The 16,020-nt window shown below is 38.7% G+C and carries 17 protein-coding genes; 16 read left to right on the forward strand and 1 reads right to left on the reverse strand.

Translation table 11 applies throughout. The annotated features are described in order from the left end of the window. Positions 1 to 148 precede the first annotated feature (148 nt). Positions 149 to 1,141: a YpdA family putative bacillithiol disulfide reductase gene (locus JOD18_RS00985; protein ID WP_204667010.1), complete on the forward strand. Its 993-nt coding sequence runs from the start codon at positions 149 to 151 to the stop codon at positions 1,139 to 1,141. A 217-nt stretch (positions 1,142 to 1,358) separates the two neighbouring features. Here the strand turns inward: JOD18_RS00985 and JOD18_RS00990 are convergent, their stop codons facing one another. Continuing rightward, entirely contained in the window at positions 1,359 to 2,321 is a 963-nt protein-coding gene (locus JOD18_RS00990) for an asparaginase (RefSeq protein ID WP_204667011.1), read from the reverse strand. Positions 2,322 to 2,545: 224 nt separating this feature from the next. Here JOD18_RS00990 and prsW point away from each other — a divergent pair, with 224 nt between their 5' ends. The 15 genes from prsW to JOD18_RS01065 all read left to right on the forward strand — a co-directional run bounded on the left by prsW (position 2,546) and on the right by JOD18_RS01065 (position 15,774). Next, on the forward strand, positions 2,546 to 3,232 hold the full coding sequence (gene prsW, locus JOD18_RS00995; RefSeq protein ID WP_204667012.1) for a glutamic-type intramembrane protease PrsW: 687 nt from the start codon (positions 2,546 to 2,548) through the stop codon (positions 3,230 to 3,232). Positions 3,233 to 3,543: 311 nt separating this feature from the next. Further along, a complete protein-coding gene (sleB, locus tag JOD18_RS01000; protein WP_204667013.1) occupies positions 3,544 to 4,341 on the forward strand; it encodes a spore cortex-lytic enzyme in 798 nt (265 codons plus the stop codon). A gap of 13 nt (positions 4,342 to 4,354) precedes the next feature. Further along, positions 4,355 to 5,689: a germination protein YpeB gene (ypeB, locus tag JOD18_RS01005; RefSeq protein WP_204667014.1), complete on the forward strand. Its 1,335-nt coding sequence runs from the start codon at positions 4,355 to 4,357 to the stop codon at positions 5,687 to 5,689. A 683-nt stretch (positions 5,690 to 6,372) separates the two neighbouring features. Continuing rightward, complete coding sequence (locus JOD18_RS01010) at positions 6,373 to 6,993, forward strand: flagellar brake protein (protein WP_204667015.1); 621 nt, start codon at positions 6,373 to 6,375, stop codon at positions 6,991 to 6,993. Positions 6,994 to 7,185: 192 nt separating this feature from the next. Further along, positions 7,186 to 7,860 carry a (d)CMP kinase gene (gene cmk / locus JOD18_RS01015; protein ID WP_204667016.1) on the forward strand — a complete coding sequence of 225 codons (675 nt, stop codon included), beginning with the start codon at positions 7,186 to 7,188 and terminating at the stop codon, positions 7,858 to 7,860. A gap of 5 nt (positions 7,861 to 7,865) precedes the next feature. Beyond that, positions 7,866 to 8,444, forward strand: coding sequence for a lysophospholipid acyltransferase family protein (locus tag JOD18_RS01020; protein ID WP_204667017.1), 579 nt, complete (start codon positions 7,866 to 7,868; stop codon positions 8,442 to 8,444). A gap of 97 nt (positions 8,445 to 8,541) precedes the next feature. Further along, complete coding sequence (gene rpsA / locus JOD18_RS01025; RefSeq protein WP_204667018.1) at positions 8,542 to 9,681, forward strand: 30S ribosomal protein S1; 1,140 nt, start codon at positions 8,542 to 8,544, stop codon at positions 9,679 to 9,681. Between the two features lie 361 nt (positions 9,682 to 10,042). Continuing rightward, positions 10,043 to 10,642: a YphA family membrane protein gene (locus JOD18_RS01030; RefSeq protein ID WP_420827774.1), complete on the forward strand. Its 600-nt coding sequence runs from the start codon at positions 10,043 to 10,045 to the stop codon at positions 10,640 to 10,642. Then, positions 10,639 to 11,526: a YIEGIA family protein gene (locus JOD18_RS01035; RefSeq protein WP_204667020.1), complete on the forward strand. Its 888-nt coding sequence runs from the start codon at positions 10,639 to 10,641 to the stop codon at positions 11,524 to 11,526. Before JOD18_RS01030 ends, JOD18_RS01035 begins: the two co-directional genes overlap by 4 nt. After that, complete coding sequence (locus JOD18_RS01040) at positions 11,526 to 11,714, forward strand: capping complex subunit for YIEGIA (RefSeq protein WP_204667021.1); 189 nt, start codon at positions 11,526 to 11,528, stop codon at positions 11,712 to 11,714. Before JOD18_RS01035 ends, JOD18_RS01040 begins: the two co-directional genes overlap by 1 nt. A 163-nt stretch (positions 11,715 to 11,877) precedes the next feature. Continuing rightward, positions 11,878 to 13,188 carry a ribosome biogenesis GTPase Der gene (der, locus tag JOD18_RS01045; protein ID WP_204667022.1) on the forward strand — a complete coding sequence of 437 codons (1,311 nt, stop codon included), beginning with the start codon at positions 11,878 to 11,880 and terminating at the stop codon, positions 13,186 to 13,188. A 12-nt stretch (positions 13,189 to 13,200) separates the two neighbouring features. Further along, positions 13,201 to 14,229: an NAD(P)H-dependent glycerol-3-phosphate dehydrogenase gene (locus JOD18_RS01050; protein ID WP_204667023.1), complete on the forward strand. Its 1,029-nt coding sequence runs from the start codon at positions 13,201 to 13,203 to the stop codon at positions 14,227 to 14,229. Between the two features lie 57 nt (positions 14,230 to 14,286). Next, positions 14,287 to 14,547 (forward strand): stage VI sporulation protein F, encoded by a 261-nt coding sequence (locus tag JOD18_RS01055; RefSeq protein WP_204667024.1) that lies wholly within the window; start codon positions 14,287 to 14,289, stop codon positions 14,545 to 14,547. Positions 14,548 to 14,842: 295 nt separating this feature from the next. Continuing rightward, positions 14,843 to 15,025: a DUF2768 domain-containing protein gene (locus JOD18_RS01060; RefSeq protein ID WP_338029472.1), complete on the forward strand. Its 183-nt coding sequence runs from the start codon at positions 14,843 to 14,845 to the stop codon at positions 15,023 to 15,025. Positions 15,026 to 15,045: 20 nt separating this feature from the next. Then, entirely contained in the window at positions 15,046 to 15,774 is a 729-nt protein-coding gene (locus tag JOD18_RS01065) for a hypothetical protein (RefSeq protein WP_204667026.1), read from the forward strand. The last annotated feature ends 246 nt before the right edge of the window (positions 15,775 to 16,020 follow it).

Here is a 16,020-nt window from a genome sequence, read left to right on the forward strand (position 1 = left end):
TTTATGCCGATTGTCCCTACCTGATTCCTTTGGTTTTCTTGGATTTTTGGGATAGTGGATGGTTGTGAGCACCGTGATGAAGTTATCACAGCACGAAACATCATGGCAGGTTAGTTATGATGTTAATGATTGAAGGAGTGTATCATTTATGCAAGAAGAGAAAATAATTATTATTGGTGCGGGACCATGTGGGATGTCCGCAGCTATTGAATTACAGAATCAAGGGATAGATCCTTTGATTATCGAAAAGGGAAACATTGTGGACGCTATTTACCAATATCCAACACATCAGACCTTTTTTAGTTCGAGTGACAAATTGGAGATCGGTGATGTGGCATTTGTAACAGAGAAGAATAAACCAGTACGAAATCAGGCGCTTGCTTACTACCGTAATGTTGCGATCCGAAAAAAACTGCGTATCCATAGCTTTGAAGAGGTTGTGAGTTTAACAAAACATCTAGATGGTTTTCATTTTGAAACGAGGAATCAATTTCAAGAGAAGCACGAATATAAGGCAGACTATTGCGTGATTGCAACTGGTTATTATGGTCAGCCCAATTACATGGGAATTGAAGGAGAAGACCTTCCAAAGGTATCACACTATTTTAAAGAGGCTCACCCGTTCTATCAGCAAGATGTTGCTATTATTGGGGGCAAAAATTCAGCAGTAGATGCGGCAATTGAATTGCAAAAAGCTGGGGCGAATGTGACCGTACTATATCGCGGCAATGATTATTCCAGCAGTGTCAAACCATGGATATTACCTGAATTTGTTTCCTTAGTGAAACATGGGAAAATAACATTGGAGTTTCAGGCGACAGTTGAAAAGATAACCAACCACAACCTTACTTATTGTGTCCGTGGGGAATCCAAGACGATTGCCAATGACTTTGTTTTTGCGATGACAGGCTATCAGCCGAATCAACAATTTTTAACATCTGCAGGGGTTTCGATTGAGAGAGATACCGGCCGACCTAGTTTTGATCCGGAAACAATGGAAACCAATGTGGAGAATATTTTCATTGCAGGTGTAATCGCAGCTGGTTACGATAACAATGAAATCTTTATTGAAAATGGCCGTTTTCATGGTGGCTTGCTTGCCGATTGTATTGCTAAGAAGGAAACAGGTGCAAAAGTATAGCTGTAAAATCAAGCGAAGAGGGCCTTTCCCGAAGTAGGGTCGCCCTCTTTCTTTCTAGAATGTTGCTACTTTTTATACGAAAATTCTGAACCAGTGACTGCACTAGATGATCTGTGAATCAAATTAGTAGGATGACTAAAGTTTTCATGAATAGTGATGTCTACTAAGATTATGTTGATGTTTTTTTAAATACGAAACATGATAGCGCTTTTGCCAGTTAATCATGAAATGCTTCAACAATGGCCTCGTGATCATAGTTATTTTCCAACAACAATAATAATTTTAAGCGGGCTTTAGGTCCGTTTAAATAGTTGGCAAAGATAACACCATCTTTTACTAAAGCTCGTCCCCCACCAGCATAATCATAAACTGGCTGGACGACTCCCTTAAAGCAGCGTGATACAATGACAACAGTAATCCCTTCCGATATAAATCTCTGAAGAGCAGGAACAATGGCAGGCGGTACATTTCCTTGTCCTAAAGCTTCCACTATAATTCCATGGACATGTTGAGAAGAAATAGTTTGTAATAATTCATCTGACATACCTGCATAGGTCTTTAACAGCACGACATTTTTTGTCCATGTTGTTACAGGATAATGTGTAGTTTGGTCCATCTTTTGGTGAAAATGGATAGCTAATTTCGTTACAAAACCTACCGGTCCGAATACCGGACTTTGAAAGGTAGCTACATTGCTTGTCGACGTTTTGGTAACGTGCTGTGCCGTATGAATTTCATCATTCATTACAACAAGTACTCCACGATATGCAGATTTCGGATCAGAGGCAACTCGTAGGGCGCAAAATAGGTTATATAAGGCATCAGAACCAATTTTGTTACTAGGCCTCATGGCACCAGTAAAAATAATTGGAATAGAGGCATTTACGGTCAAATCAACAAAAAAAGCTGTTTCTTCTAATGTGTCGGTTCCATGAGTAATGACGATCCCGTTATACTTAGCTGTGGCCATTTGTTTTTCTATATATTGCGTTAAAACTAGCATATGATCCAGCGTCATATGAGGAGAGGGTAAATGAAATAATTGTTTTTCTTCAATGGAGAATTGTTTCAGCTGTTCTATCTCAGTTAATGGATGTTCATTCGTTTCTATTATCCGACCGTCAGCTGCTTCTTCCATAGAAATCGTCCCGCCTGTATGGATAATTAATATTTTTTGCATGGACTGTCAGCTCACTTTCTGATCATTTTGTTTTCGCAGATTAATAAGGTAATTGTTCATAATTAGCTTGCTCTAAGGGAAATTCGCTGTTCCAACTTCGGATAGTATACTACTGACCAAATCTGTTTCAAGTAATTAGTCTTTTGATAAAAATATTTCTTTTTTACTGCAACTACTTTCAGAATATGCCATAATAAGGTTTAGAAAGAAAGTAGGTGACTGGCTTGTTTGCACTGATATCTATTGCCATAGCCCCAGGATTTGCATTATTATCCTTTTTTTATTTAAAGGATGAATATGATCTGGAACCTATTATGGCGATTTTTCGTACTTTTATTTATGGTGCATTAATGGTGTTTCCCATTATGTTTATTCAATACGCTTTTTTGGAAGAAGGTTTGGCCCAAAGTCCTTTTGTCCAGTCATATATATTATACGGCTTATTTGAGGAATTTTTTAAATGGTTTATCTTTTTGTTTACGACTTATAAATATTCTCAGTTCAATAATGTTTACGATGGTATTGTTTATGGTGTATCAATCAGCTTAGGTTTCGCCACCGTAGAAAATGTCCTGTATTTATTAGCAAATGGAATTGAATTCGGTTTAAGCCGTGCTATTTTTCCAGTATCGTCCCATGCTTTATTTGGTGTGACGATGGGCTATTATATGGGAAAAGCCAAGTTTACGTCTAAACGTACATTCCCTTTTTTAATACTTGCTTTATTGCTGCCGACCTTTTTCCATGGTACATATGATTTTATTTTGGAAGTGATCCAGTCACAATGGCTTTATGGTATTATTCCGTTTATGGTGTTTTTGTGGTTTTTAAGTCTTCGTAAAGTGAAAGTAGCAAATGAAATAAGCAAAAAACAACATCATGCAGACAATGACAATGTGTATGAAATATAGCAGGCTGAATGAAGAGGCAACACGAAATAAAGGAACATAACAACAATGTATATACGAATCAAAGCAAATCTTTTACCTAATTAAAATAGGGTTGTGCAATGATAATTTGCCGGAAAAGAAGCGGGGGTAGATCCAACAATGGGTCGCCTCCGCTTTTTCTGCAAACGAAGTCCACCACTGTATACAATCGATAATCTTTGTTCACAAAGAATAGTACACCTCAAGCGAATTACTATGTATATTTTTTCAGTTTTTTTAAAACCTAAGCTTACTAATGTTTTATAAAGATTTGTATGTGGAGGTTACAGAATATGAAAAATAAAGTCATACTCGGCTCACTTCTATTCTTGTTTTTTGCCTATATAACCGCAGATCTTACCGAAAGGGAAGTCTCTGGTTTCTCCGATCAGGTCATTCAGCATGGGGCCACAGGTGATGATGTGATTGAACTTCAGGCAAGATTACAGCATTTAGGATTTTATAATGGCAAAATCGATGGTGTGTTTGGCTGGGGTACTTACTGGGCATTACGAAATTTTCAATATGAATTTGGAATGGAAATTGATGGTTTAGCTGGACAGACTACCAAACAAAAGTTAGAACAAGCAAGTGAGTTTGATAAGGCCTATGTTCATGAACAGATTCAAAAAGGGGCAAACTTTACCCATTACGGTGAAGGGGATAATTCTGGTCAATCCAATAATCAGGAAACAGAAGACTTAGAACCAACAGCGGTCAATGTCCCGCAAGGTTTTTCACAAAACGATATTCAAATTATGGCGAATGCCGTATATGGTGAGGCCCGCGGAGAGCCGTATGAAGGACAGGTTGCTGTGGCAGCCGTTATCCTTAATCGTGTAGAAAGTGCTTCTTTTCCTAATACTGTTTCAGGGGTTATCTTTGAACCGAGGGCTTTTACGGCTGTAGCTGATGGTCAAATCTGGCTGACACCTAACGAGTCTGCTAAACGGGCGGTGTTAGATGCTATTAATGGCTGGGATCCGACCGGAGACGCTTTATATTATTTTAATCCAGATACTGCAACATCAGGCTGGATTTGGACTCGACCGCAAATAAAGCGAATAGGTAAACATATATTCTGTATGTAATGGAGGTGATGATATGTTACGTTGGATAGTAATTACTATATTAAGTATAGGTATTATTGGTGTTAGTGTCTGGGGATATAAGGAACATCAAGAGAAGAATGCGATTTTGATTCAAGCAGAGAACAGTTATCAACGATCGTTTCATGATTTAACCTATAATCTTGACTTGCTCCATGACAAAATTGGTTCTACTTTGGCAATGAACACGAGAAAACAACTTTCGCCGCAGTTGGCGGAGATTTGGCGTTTGACCTCGATGGCACACAGTAATGTTGGTCAATTACCTCTCACGTTGTTACCATTTAATAAAACAGAGGAATTTCTGTCGCAAATGGGTGATTTCAGTTATCGTACTGCCGTCAGAGACTTAGATCAGGAACCTTTAACAGAGGATGAACTAAGTACATTGGAATCACTGTATGGCATGGCAGGTGATATCGAGCAAGAATTAAGAAAGGTTCAGAATATGGTGTTAAATGAGAATTTGCGATGGATGGATGTTCAATTGGCATTAGTCAACAATGATCAGCAAGCAGATAATACCATTATTGATGGTTTTCAAACCGTTGAAAAGTCAGTTGAAGAATATGCCGAGGGTGAATTGAATACGAATCTAGTCGGTACCTCTAACAAACAAGGCGCTTATGAGCTCTTAGGAGAAGAAACGATAACAGAACAGGAAGCGGAAGAAACCATGCGTTCCATCCTTGGAATAAATCAAGGTACAACTTTGGATGTTACTACCAGTGGGGATGGCGCAAAAGTGCCGTTGTTCAGCGGCTCATTTAAGGAACAAGACCGAACTGGTTATATCGACTTGACACAGCAGGGTGGTTACCCTATGTCCTTTATGATTCAACGAGATATTTCAGAAGCTAAGGTAAGTTTAAATGATGCGATGAAAACTGCAGAAGAATATTTAGAAAACAGTTTATTTTCATCCGATTTTGCCTTAGTGGAGAGCAACCAGTATGATCATGTCGGAGTCTTTCAATTTGTTCCAAAAGAGGACGATGTCTGGATCTATCCGGATGCGATTCAAATAAAAGTAGCATTAGATACGAATGAAGTAATTGGCTTGGTAGCAAAAGACTATCTAGAAAATTACCATGAACGAACAATCCCAGAGGTAACTATTTCTGAGGCTGAGGCGGAAGAAGCCGTTAATCCAAATCTTACCGTTGAAGATCACCATCTGGCGATAGTAGAAGATGATCTTGGTGGAGAAGTACTGGCCTATGTGTTTTTAGGAACCTTGAATGATGACACGTACAAAATTTTTATCGATGCCGACAATGGAGATGAAGTAAAAGTCGATAAATTAAAACAAGCGGAAATGAAATACTAATTATGCTTGGGTAAGGAAGAAGAGTAATATCTGAGAAATATACCGATGAATTTGTCCATGACCAATAATGGACAATGTGTCTCGAAATAGGTTAAGAAGGAACCTGTCAACAGGGAACAGCATGTCCCGATTGACAGGTTTTTTCTATGAAAGGTAAGAAAGTATATCCAATCCCAGCTATTATTAGTAAGATATGGAGAGCAAGGCAATCGCTGCGGCTGCCCGTTTCGCTTTTCGACGTACAGGAAGTACTAGTGCAAACGTGGCGATTGTCGTCGCGACGTTAGTCTGCCGAGAGGCATAGAAAAAAACACTGTGAAAGTGTCTTTTGCTTGAACAGATGTTGCACTTGTATTCTGGAGTGAAAGCGACTTCTCGCAGCGGACATCTATCTTGGCTAAAAGCTAAAGGAGCAAATGCTCTTCTTGGTTTTTCTAAGAGGTTATTTCTATCCTGCTTCTAAATATCTGTTATGATTCTGATTTTGTTGGCAACCTTTTCCCCTAATTATTTTATTTTATGATAAAATAGATAGAGTGAGACTTTCGTGAGGATTATCATGCTTGTTAAGTAGTGACTGCAACCTTTGTTGCTTTGAGTCAAGGGATCTTAGATTAGTTAACAGCGTGATAATGATTATTTCCGCATGGCTCAGGTAAGAATAAAGGGAAAGAGGCAGGCCATTGATAAAAGTAGGAACTGTTTTTCAGTTGGAAGTTGCGAATATAGAGAAAGAAACATATAGATGTAAAGTAATGGACAGCGGGGAAGATAAACTATTTATTGACTATCCTGCTAATGAGAAAACAAACCGTACCGAAATTTTCCCGATTGGAACCACTTTTCATGTTCATTTTCATCAGGACAGTGTGGTGTACAGCTTTGTTTCAAAACTTATCAGTAAACAGAAAATCAAAGATATTCCCGCTCTTGTCCTATCTTTTGACAAAACGAAATTGCGGAGAATTCAACGGCGTAATTTTTTACGGGTGGAAACGATGCTGGATATCTCTGTCAGAACGTCAGCAACTTCGTTCGCTACAGTTACTGCTGATTTAAGCGGTGGCGGAGCGGCAATAGTGCTGCAAAATGAACACCAGGTGACAGAAGGTGAATTATTAGATATGATGCTAGTATTACCGATCAATGATACAACGGAATATATTCCGGTAACCGGTAAGGCATTAAGGATATATGTAAGAGAGGAGATTCGAATATTATCTATTGAATTTGTCGATATTATCCCCAAACACCAACAATTAATTGTAAGATATTGTTATTTGCGTCAATTGGCAAAGCGTTAATAATGTGTATTTAAAAAGGTTGATAAAAGGCCATCATCGGTTAAGTTCGCAACATTGTGAAGCAATACCGATACTAACAGATTCTATACGTTGAAAGTTCAAGTCAACCTATAATTTACCGTGCCAATTTTGACGCACTGTTTGAAACAAATTCTAGCAGGGGATGTTTATGAAAGTGAGAGGATGTACAGAATGAATAAGAAGAATTTGGCGATCGCGATTGATGGTCCGGCTGCTGCCGGCAAGAGTACGGTGGCTAAGATAGTTGCTAAACAACTATCATACATATATATAGACACAGGAGCTATGTACCGATCACTCACCTATTCTGTGTTAATTAACGATATCAACATTAAAGATGCTGAAGCAGTGATAGAGCATTTACACGAAATAGAGATTTATATTGATACGAATCAGAATGTGTTTGTACAAAATCAAGATGTGACAGAAGCCATTAGAACAGATCAAGTGAGTCAGCATGTATCTGAGATAGCCTCTATTCCTGAGGTAAGGGTAGAAATGGTAAAGAGACAGCAGCAGCTCGCGAAGCAAAGAGCTGTCGTCATGGATGGCAGGGATATTGGCACCCATGTTATTCCAGACGCAGAGGTGAAGATTTTTCTTATCGCAAGCGTGGATGAACGTGCCCAAAGAAGACATGCCGAAAATAAACAAAAGGGCTTCGCTTCTGATTTGGAACAAATAAAGTCGGATATCGCCAGAAGAGACAAGTTAGATTCGGAACGAGAGGTATCGCCATTACGAAAAGCCAAGGATGCCATTGAAATTGATACAACGTCATTATCTATTGACGAAGTAGCAGCGAAGATATTAACTATTGTTAATCAAAAGATAGGGAGTAAGTGAGAGAGATGAGCTTTTATAACTTTGCCAGATTTATTGTTAAAATGGTGCTTCAGCCTAAATATAAAGTAAAGAAAGAAGGACTAGAACATATTCCTAGTGAAGGTCCTGTCATTATTTGTGCTAATCATATTTCTAATTATGATCCGCCAATTGTCGGAATTACTTGTCCGAGGCAGATTCATTTTATGGCAAAAGAAGAATTATACAAAAATAAGATCTTTGGTTTCATCTTACGTCATGTACATGCCTTTCCGGTCAAACGTGGTATGACAGACCGAAATGCATTAAGGAGAGGTTTGGATGTGTTGAAAGAAGGACATGTATTAGGACTATTCCCAGAAGGTACAAGAAGTAAGGATGGAGAAATTCAACGCGGATTGGCAGGAGCTGGTTTTTTTGCAATGAGATCAAAGGCTACAGTTATCCCTTGTGCCATTGTAGGCAGTTATGAAGGGAAGGAACCATTAATTGTTCGCTACGGTCCACCCGTGGATATACAAACATTGAAAGAACAAAAAGCATCGGCCCAAGAAGTCACCGATGCAATTATGGCAGATATCAAAAATTTAAAAGAAAATAGCTGATTTTTATAGATATAGCTTGACAAATCGCACTAAATGTTAGAAGTTAGAAAAAAGCACATTTTATGTTTTGTGTTGTAAATCGAAGGAGGTCTTTGTCATGGAAGAAATGAATAACGAAATTTCTGAAATTAAGGAACTTTCGGTAGGTGACATCGTAACAGGGAAGGTCGTAAAAGTAGAAGATAAACACGTGCTTGTAGATATAGGATATAAAGTAGAGGGTATCATTCCTATTAGTGAATTATCTGCACTGCGTATCGAAACGGCTGGTGACGCTGTCAAAGAAGGCGATGAATTAGAATTAAAAGTAAAGAAAGTAGAAGATGAAGAAATTGTGTTATCCAAAAAAGCAGTGACTGCGGATAAGGCTTGGGAAGATTTACAAAAAACGTTTGAAAATGATGAAATAATCACAGCAACAGTTCAAGATATTGTTAAAGGCGGGCTAGTTGTAGATGTCGGTGTTCGCGGATTTATTCCGGCTTCTCTTGTGGAAACTTATTATGTAGAGGATTTCGCCGAATATCAAGATAAAGAACTGACCCTAAAAATTGTAGAGCTTGATCCAGAACAAAATCGAATTATCCTTTCACACCGTGCTGTGGTGGAAGCAGAAGAAGATCAAAAGAAACATGATGTACTAGAGCACTTGGAAGAAGGCCAAGAAATCGATGGTACGGTTCAACGTATTACAGATTTTGGTGTATTTGTCGATATTGGTGGGATAGATGGTCTAGTACATATTTCACAACTGGCACACACACATGTGGATAAGGCAACAGATGTTGTTTCAGAAGGGGACACACTGCGAGTGAAGGTGCTTTCTGTCGATAAAGAAAAAGAACGAATTTCTTTATCCCATAAGGCAACTCAACCTGGTCCATGGGAAGGTGTCGAAAACAAGATCCATGTCAATGATGTGGTAGAGGGTACAGTTAAACGTCTTGTAAGCTTTGGGGCATTTGTCGAGGTTTTACCAGGAGTAGAAGGACTTGTCCATATTTCACAAATTTCCACCGAACATATTGGTACACCTGGAGAAGTATTAGAGGTAGACCAGCAAGTATCTGTGAAGGTATTAGAAGTAGATGAGGCGGCAAAACGGATTTCCTTAAGCATTAGAGAAATTGAAGAAGAACAAAGCCAGCAAGAGATTAAACAATACGAAAGTGATGACGATCAATCAGGCTTCCAGCTAGGGGATATGATCGGAGACAAACTAGATAAATATAAATAACCAAACACAAGACATGTTGTTCGATAAAAGAACAGCATGTCTTTTTTAGCATAACAACTCAACTTTAGCATGCATAACCAAACACGTCCATCTTGCTACCATTGCGTAAACTAGATTTCCATTATTAACCTTTTCTTATCATCCTTAAGCCTACAATCGGTGAAGAAACTTTATGTTCAACTATCCCCCTTTCCACCTTAATCCTTATTCTATTAATATCCAAATGTTGAAAACAAATCGTGGCGGTGTCTATACAGGGCTACCCCTCCCCGTAGTCTATTGGCAGCATAATAAGAATTTCTTGTAAAACATAGGAGTCTAGAATCCCTTTAATTTGGCGATACTGGTATTGGTGATGAAAATGCAGTTATATTATACGATTTACATAGCATGGGTATTATGGTGTCTGGTGACTTTTTTTATGAAGAGAAGTACTTTACAGTATCGTTATGCGGTTGGTTTATTGATGTTTATCATTTTACTTCCGTATGAAGTGATTATTTATCAATTTCCGATCCGGTTGGCTTTCTTATTTTTACTTTGTTTTAGTTGGGCATTGATTATTCGATTGAAACTGACATGGAAACAGTACGGCCTGATTATTATGATCGGGTATTTATATTCGATCTACTTTATTTGGCGTCTTACAAACCCTATTTTTACTGATCGATTTTTTATTGCGACTGCTGTTATCTTAGGTTTTTTAATCATATCTATTTGTGTTCGAACATTGGATCAACGTATATCGCTGGCAATCAGTGGCGTTTGTTTTGGTCAATTATTATACAGCCTGATTTGCCATAGCTACCATCTGCAATATACGATCGAACCATTATATAGTTTTCAAATTCTGTTAACTATATTGTTATTGTTGGCTGTACAGCAGGTCTGGAAATACTATGCAGAGAAGATGGAACAGCAGCTTCAAGTAATAAAAATGAAGAAGAGGTGGCATGTATGAATGAATATACCTATCCAATTTTATTCGGTATTTTAATTGGTGTTGTTGCAAGAATGGTGATGCTTCGATCTGATTACCGCCAGTACCCTACCTACTTACATGGTAAGATTATTCACTTGGCTCTGGGCTTTATTGCTGCCAGCCTTGGAGCGGTTGCTGTTCCTGCGATAATGGAGATGGAATATACCGCCGTTACATTCTTAACGATTGCTGCCTCTCAATTTCGTGAAGTTCGGAATATGGAAAGGAATACACTGACTGAATTAGACGGCTATGAACTAGTACCGAGGGGAAATACGTATATTGAAGGAATAGCCATTGCCTTTGAAAGCAGAAATTACTTGGTTATTTTTACTTCGCTAGCAACGACTTTAGCTTTTTTAATTTGGAATTTCTATCTTGCAGTATTGGTTGCGATTGTATGCTTTATTATCACGAAAAAGTATATGTCAGGATCGACGTTAGGTGAGATTGTCTCCGTAGAGCAAAGCACAATCTCTTTTGAAGGCGCGGGTTTATATGTAGATAATATATATATTATGAACATCGGTCTGCCTGAGAGACAGAAAGAAATTTTAAAATATGGAATGGGTTTTATTATTACACCTAAGAATTTCAATGCTCGCACAACCATTGCCAATTTGGGACAGCGGCAGGCCATTCTGCATGATGTATCCATATCTCTAGGTGTCTTTCGAGATTCAGGTACACCAGCATTAGTACCGTTAATTAAACGTGATTTGGATGATGGCAGGATTGGTGTGTTTATCTTACCGCAAGCACAAGACGTTGATAAGGCTATTCAAGTGATACGAGCCGTTCCTGTGCTGGAGAATGCTATCCGGATGCCGAACAAGAAATTCAGGAAAGAAGGGAAAAGATAATGGAGATTGAAAAATATATATTAGCTACAATTACAACGAATTCCACGAAGGTAACTGCGGGCGCCTCGATTTTTATTTGTGAGACGAAAGAAGAAATGGACAAGGTTGCTGCGAACTTGGAGGCTATATTAGATGGTATTAGTCATGCCTTAAGTGATGAAGTATATATTATTGTAAAACACGGTTAAGTTACTATAATATAATTATGTAAACTATTAGAAAAACTTGTTTGTCCCGTAGTATTATGGTAATTTAATTAAGTGAGATCCTTCAAGGGAGAGCAAGCAATCCTTGTGGGTCTTATGATGATATAATAGTAAAAAATAGGTTATTAAGGAAGGAAGTGCCTTCATGAGAAGTTCAATAGTCGCGATTGTTGGAAGGCCAAACGTAGGAAAATCAACTATTTTCAACCGATTAGTTGGAGAAAGAATTTCTATAGTTGAAGATGTTCCAGGTGTTACACGAGATCGTATTTATGCAGAGGCCGAATGGTTAAATACAACATTTCGTTTAATCGATACGGGTGGAATTGAATTAGGTGATGAGCCTTTATTAGTACAGATGCGCGAACAAGCAGAGGTTGCTATTAGAGAAGCAGATGTCATTATATTTATGGTAAATGGTCGTGAAGGAATTACTGCGGCAGATGAAGAGGTAACGAAGATCCTCTTTAAATCCAACAAGCCTGTGGTATTAGCAGTTAATAAAGTAGATAATCCAGAGATGAGGGAGCAGATCTACGAATTTTATGCACTTGGCTTTGGAGAACCGTATCCTATCTCTGGTACACATGGTTTAGGTTTAGGGGACTTGTTAGACCAGGTTGTTAGTTTATTTCCTGAACGGGAGAATGTACCAGTTGATGAAGATGTCATTCATTTTAGTCTGATTGGACGTCCAAATGTAGGGAAATCTTCTTTAGTGAATGCTATCTTAAATGAAGAACGTGTCATTGTAAGTGATATTGCAGGAACAACAAGGGATGCGATCGATACTAGCTTGACTAGAGAAGGACATGACTTTGTCATTATTGATACAGCAGGTATGCGAAAACGAGGGAAAATCTATGAATCTACAGAAAAATATAGTATCCTTCGCGCATTAAAGGCTATTGAAAGGTCAGATGTCGTTTTGACTTTAATCGATGCCGAAACTGGTATTATTGAACAAGATAAAAAAATTGCCGGGTATGCCCATGATGCAGGTAAGGCCGTCATTATTGTTGTAAATAAATGGGATACGATCCAGCAGCATGATCAAGCGATGAAAGAATTTGAGGAAGAAGTACGGGCCCATTTTCAATTCTTGGATTATGCCCCGATTGTATACTTATCGGCAAAAACAAAGAAACGGATCCATACACTGCTGCCAAAAGTCATTGAGGCAAGTGAGAATCATGCCAAACGTGTGGAAACCAATGTCTTAAATGATGTCATCATGGATGCTTTGGCTATCAATCCAGCACCGACAAAACACGGAAAGAAATTAAAGGTGTTATATGCCACACAAGTAGCAGTTAAACCGCCAACGTTTGTGGTGTTTGTAAATGATCCGGAGCTTATGCACTTCTCCTATCAACGGTTTCTCGAGAATCAAATCCGAGAAGCATTTGGTTTTGAAGGAACACCAATCAAAATTTATGCACGTAGAAGAAATTAGAGGTGAATGATGATGAAGAAGGTAGCTGTTCTGGGAGCGGGTAGCTGGGGGACATCATTAGCGATGGTACTGAGTGATAACCAGCATGATGTAAGATTATGGACACATAGTACCGAACAAAAACAAGCAATGGAACAATCAGGTGTCAATCAAAAATATTTACCTGATATACCTTTGCCTGCTACTTTGTCTATTTATGATGAGTTGAGACAAGCGGTGGATAATGTAGATGCGGTAGTATTTGTGGTACCAACAAAGGCTATTCGTGAAACTTGTCGAAAGCTAAATGAGGCATTAACAAAAAAAGTTGTCGTTATCCATGGCAGTAAAGGAATAGAACCTGATACTCACTTCCGTATCTCAGAAATGATTGCCGAAGAATTAAATCAGGAGTATTTCGATGCAGTTGTTGCTTTATCTGGTCCCAGTCATGCCGAAGAGGTTAGTGTAAAACATCCAACAACGGTTACAGCAGCATCTGGCAATCAAGAACTGGCAAGTTTTACACAAGATTTGTTTATGAATAATTATTTCCGTGTCTACACAAGTAATGACCTTGTAGGTGTAGAATATGGCGGGGCATTGAAGAATATTATCGCATTAGGTGCGGGTATTTCTGATGGCCTTGGTTATGGTGATAATGCAAAGGCAGCTCTTATTACAAGGGGGCTTGCTGAAATTACGCGGTTAGCGACAATGAAAGGAGCCAACCCGTTAACCTTTATTGGATTATCTGGTATGGGAGACTTAATTGTTACCTGTACAAGCCAACATAGCCGGAATTGGCGGGCAGGCCATTTATTAGGGCAAGGAAAACCTTTGGCAGAAGTATTGGATCGAATGGGAATGGTTGTTGAAGGGATCAGAACAACGGAGGCTGTCGAGCAGCTTGCGCGAGAAGAACATGTAGAAATGCCGATCACTAAAGCCATATATGAAGTGGTTTATCAGAATCGACCAGCGAAAGAGGTCGTAGACGGTTTGATGGCACGTGACCGCACAAATGAAATAGATAGTATCATGAAGCGCTTTTTCGATTAACTGTTTAACTCCTATCTGCATAGAATAGAGAAGACTATGAGGATTGGAGGAGTTAATTTGAGCGATTTAAAAAAGAACATGTTTGATCAAATTCAAAAGAAGTCCAATATACAGCCTGATCAGATCATGAAAGTGGCACAATCTGTACAAAATGCTGATTTTTCAGATGAACAGACGGTTCGCAGGCTGGTAAAACAATTAGCGCAAGTAGCCGGCAAAAACGTTTCTAAGCAAAAAGAAGATAAAATTGTCAAAGCGATAACCAATAATAACATGCCTGGAGATATTAAATCATTAAATAAATTGTTCAAAAACTAACAGGCTAGGCATTTGATGATGCAAGTGATTATTGCTTCGAATACGATAAATGGTATAACTATATACTTGTAGGGCGTTTTTGGGTATTATTTAGTCAAGGCCGAAGCAGCTGTTGCCCCTAACTGCTTCGGTTTTTTGCACTATATAAGTGTCGATTTTTTGACAAAATGATGAATAGACCCAGAATTCATAGAATAATAAATGGACAGGCTTCGTCATCAGGAAATATTCTATGTTATAATGACCATAACTGTGTATAGAAAGAAAGGGGGAGTCTTAATTGGGAGATCCGTTAATGAAAATGTGGATATCATTCGGAGGTATGGGTGCCCTAATCGTAGCCATGTTGTTAATCTTATGGAGTAGATATAAATTGAAAGGCTTCTTCAAGTTTATTGTTGCCTTGATTGCTTACATATGTTTAATTGTCGGTGGTTTAATTATTATATTGGTAGTTATGAGTGGACCTTCCGCATGACAGAGAAGGAGAGAAAAAGTATGCTGTATAAACTGATATTTAGTCTAAGTTTGTTATTCTTGGCAGGGTGTATGTACCCGTCAGAGAATTTGACTCAGAATCAAATATCGAATGATACCCAATTACAAATCGTCCAGCAGGCGGTTGATCAATACCAGACGGACAGTGGGGGGATGCTGCCGATTATTACGAAAGAAAGCGATACACCGCTGTATCAAAAATATCTCATTGATTTTCCTTTAATCAGACAGCAAGGGTTAATCGAAACAATCCCTGCAACAGCCTTTGAAAATGGTGGGAATTATCAATATATATTAGTGGATGTAGAGGAGAACCCGACTGTTAAAGTTATTGATTTACGCCTAGCTAGTGAAATGAGAGAATTTGAACAGCGCTTAAGAATTTATCGAGATGAACATACTTACCCACCTTTTGGAAGTCAAGTGGCACAAAATATTTATGAACTAAATACGGACGAATTGAATCTAGGTGCAGATCCACAGGTTACTAGTCCCTACTCAGGTAATATGCTGCCTGTTTATATTAGTTCAAATGGCCAATTATTGGTTGATTATCGCATGGAGCTGTATCAAGCATTGCAGGAGCATGATCATAACTATGAGCCTGGAGATGATATCCGGCCGATTCTAATGGAAGATCACCCCATAGCCCCAGCATACAGCATCCCTTTTACAGTAGATGAACAAGGAGAGCCTGTATTTGCCCCCGAGATAGAAGAAAGTTGGTAAGGATAAACAATAAAAGCACAAACTATAAGTGACAACCCAATATACTGGAGAAATAAGAAGCTGTTGTACAATCAGTTGACTGATGATTGTACAACAGTTTTTTTGCACTAGTATAAAAAATGGGCGTGTAATCACTCAGAAATAGGCTCCGCGTTCCATGGGCTGGCGCTCAGCCGGGGGCTTTCCATGTGCTTCGATGCTCAGGAAGTGCAGGGGCGTTGCGATTCTAGCCTGTGAACATTTAGA

The sequence above is a fragment of the Gracilibacillus alcaliphilus genome (assembly GCF_016909015.1).
Taxonomy (GTDB): domain Bacteria; phylum Bacillota; class Bacilli; order Bacillales; family Amphibacillaceae; genus Gracilibacillus; species Gracilibacillus alcaliphilus.

Coding starts and splice junctions, on each gene's coding strand:
- JOD18_RS00985 (WP_204667010.1), top strand. CDS start 149: ATGCAAGAAGAGAAAATAATTATTATTGGTGCGGGACCATGTGGGATG.
- JOD18_RS00990 (WP_204667011.1), bottom strand. CDS start 2,321: ATGCAAAAAATATTAATTATCCATACAGGCGGGACGATTTCTATGGAA.
- sleB (WP_204667013.1), top strand. CDS start 3,544: ATGAAAAATAAAGTCATACTCGGCTCACTTCTATTCTTGTTTTTTGCC.
- ypeB (WP_204667014.1), top strand. CDS start 4,355: ATGTTACGTTGGATAGTAATTACTATATTAAGTATAGGTATTATTGGT.
- cmk (WP_204667016.1), top strand. CDS start 7,186: ATGAATAAGAAGAATTTGGCGATCGCGATTGATGGTCCGGCTGCTGCC.
- JOD18_RS01020 (WP_204667017.1), top strand. CDS start 7,866: ATGAGCTTTTATAACTTTGCCAGATTTATTGTTAAAATGGTGCTTCAG.
- rpsA (WP_204667018.1), top strand. CDS start 8,542: ATGGAAGAAATGAATAACGAAATTTCTGAAATTAAGGAACTTTCGGTA.
- JOD18_RS01030 (WP_420827774.1), top strand. CDS start 10,043: ATGCAGTTATATTATACGATTTACATAGCATGGGTATTATGGTGTCTG.
- JOD18_RS01035 (WP_204667020.1), top strand. CDS start 10,639: ATGAATGAATATACCTATCCAATTTTATTCGGTATTTTAATTGGTGTT.
- JOD18_RS01040 (WP_204667021.1), top strand. CDS start 11,526: ATGGAGATTGAAAAATATATATTAGCTACAATTACAACGAATTCCACG.
- der (WP_204667022.1), top strand. CDS start 11,878: ATGAGAAGTTCAATAGTCGCGATTGTTGGAAGGCCAAACGTAGGAAAA.
- JOD18_RS01050 (WP_204667023.1), top strand. CDS start 13,201: ATGAAGAAGGTAGCTGTTCTGGGAGCGGGTAGCTGGGGGACATCATTA.
- JOD18_RS01060 (WP_338029472.1), top strand. CDS start 14,843: ATGAAAATGTGGATATCATTCGGAGGTATGGGTGCCCTAATCGTAGCC.
- JOD18_RS01065 (WP_204667026.1), top strand. CDS start 15,046: ATGCTGTATAAACTGATATTTAGTCTAAGTTTGTTATTCTTGGCAGGG.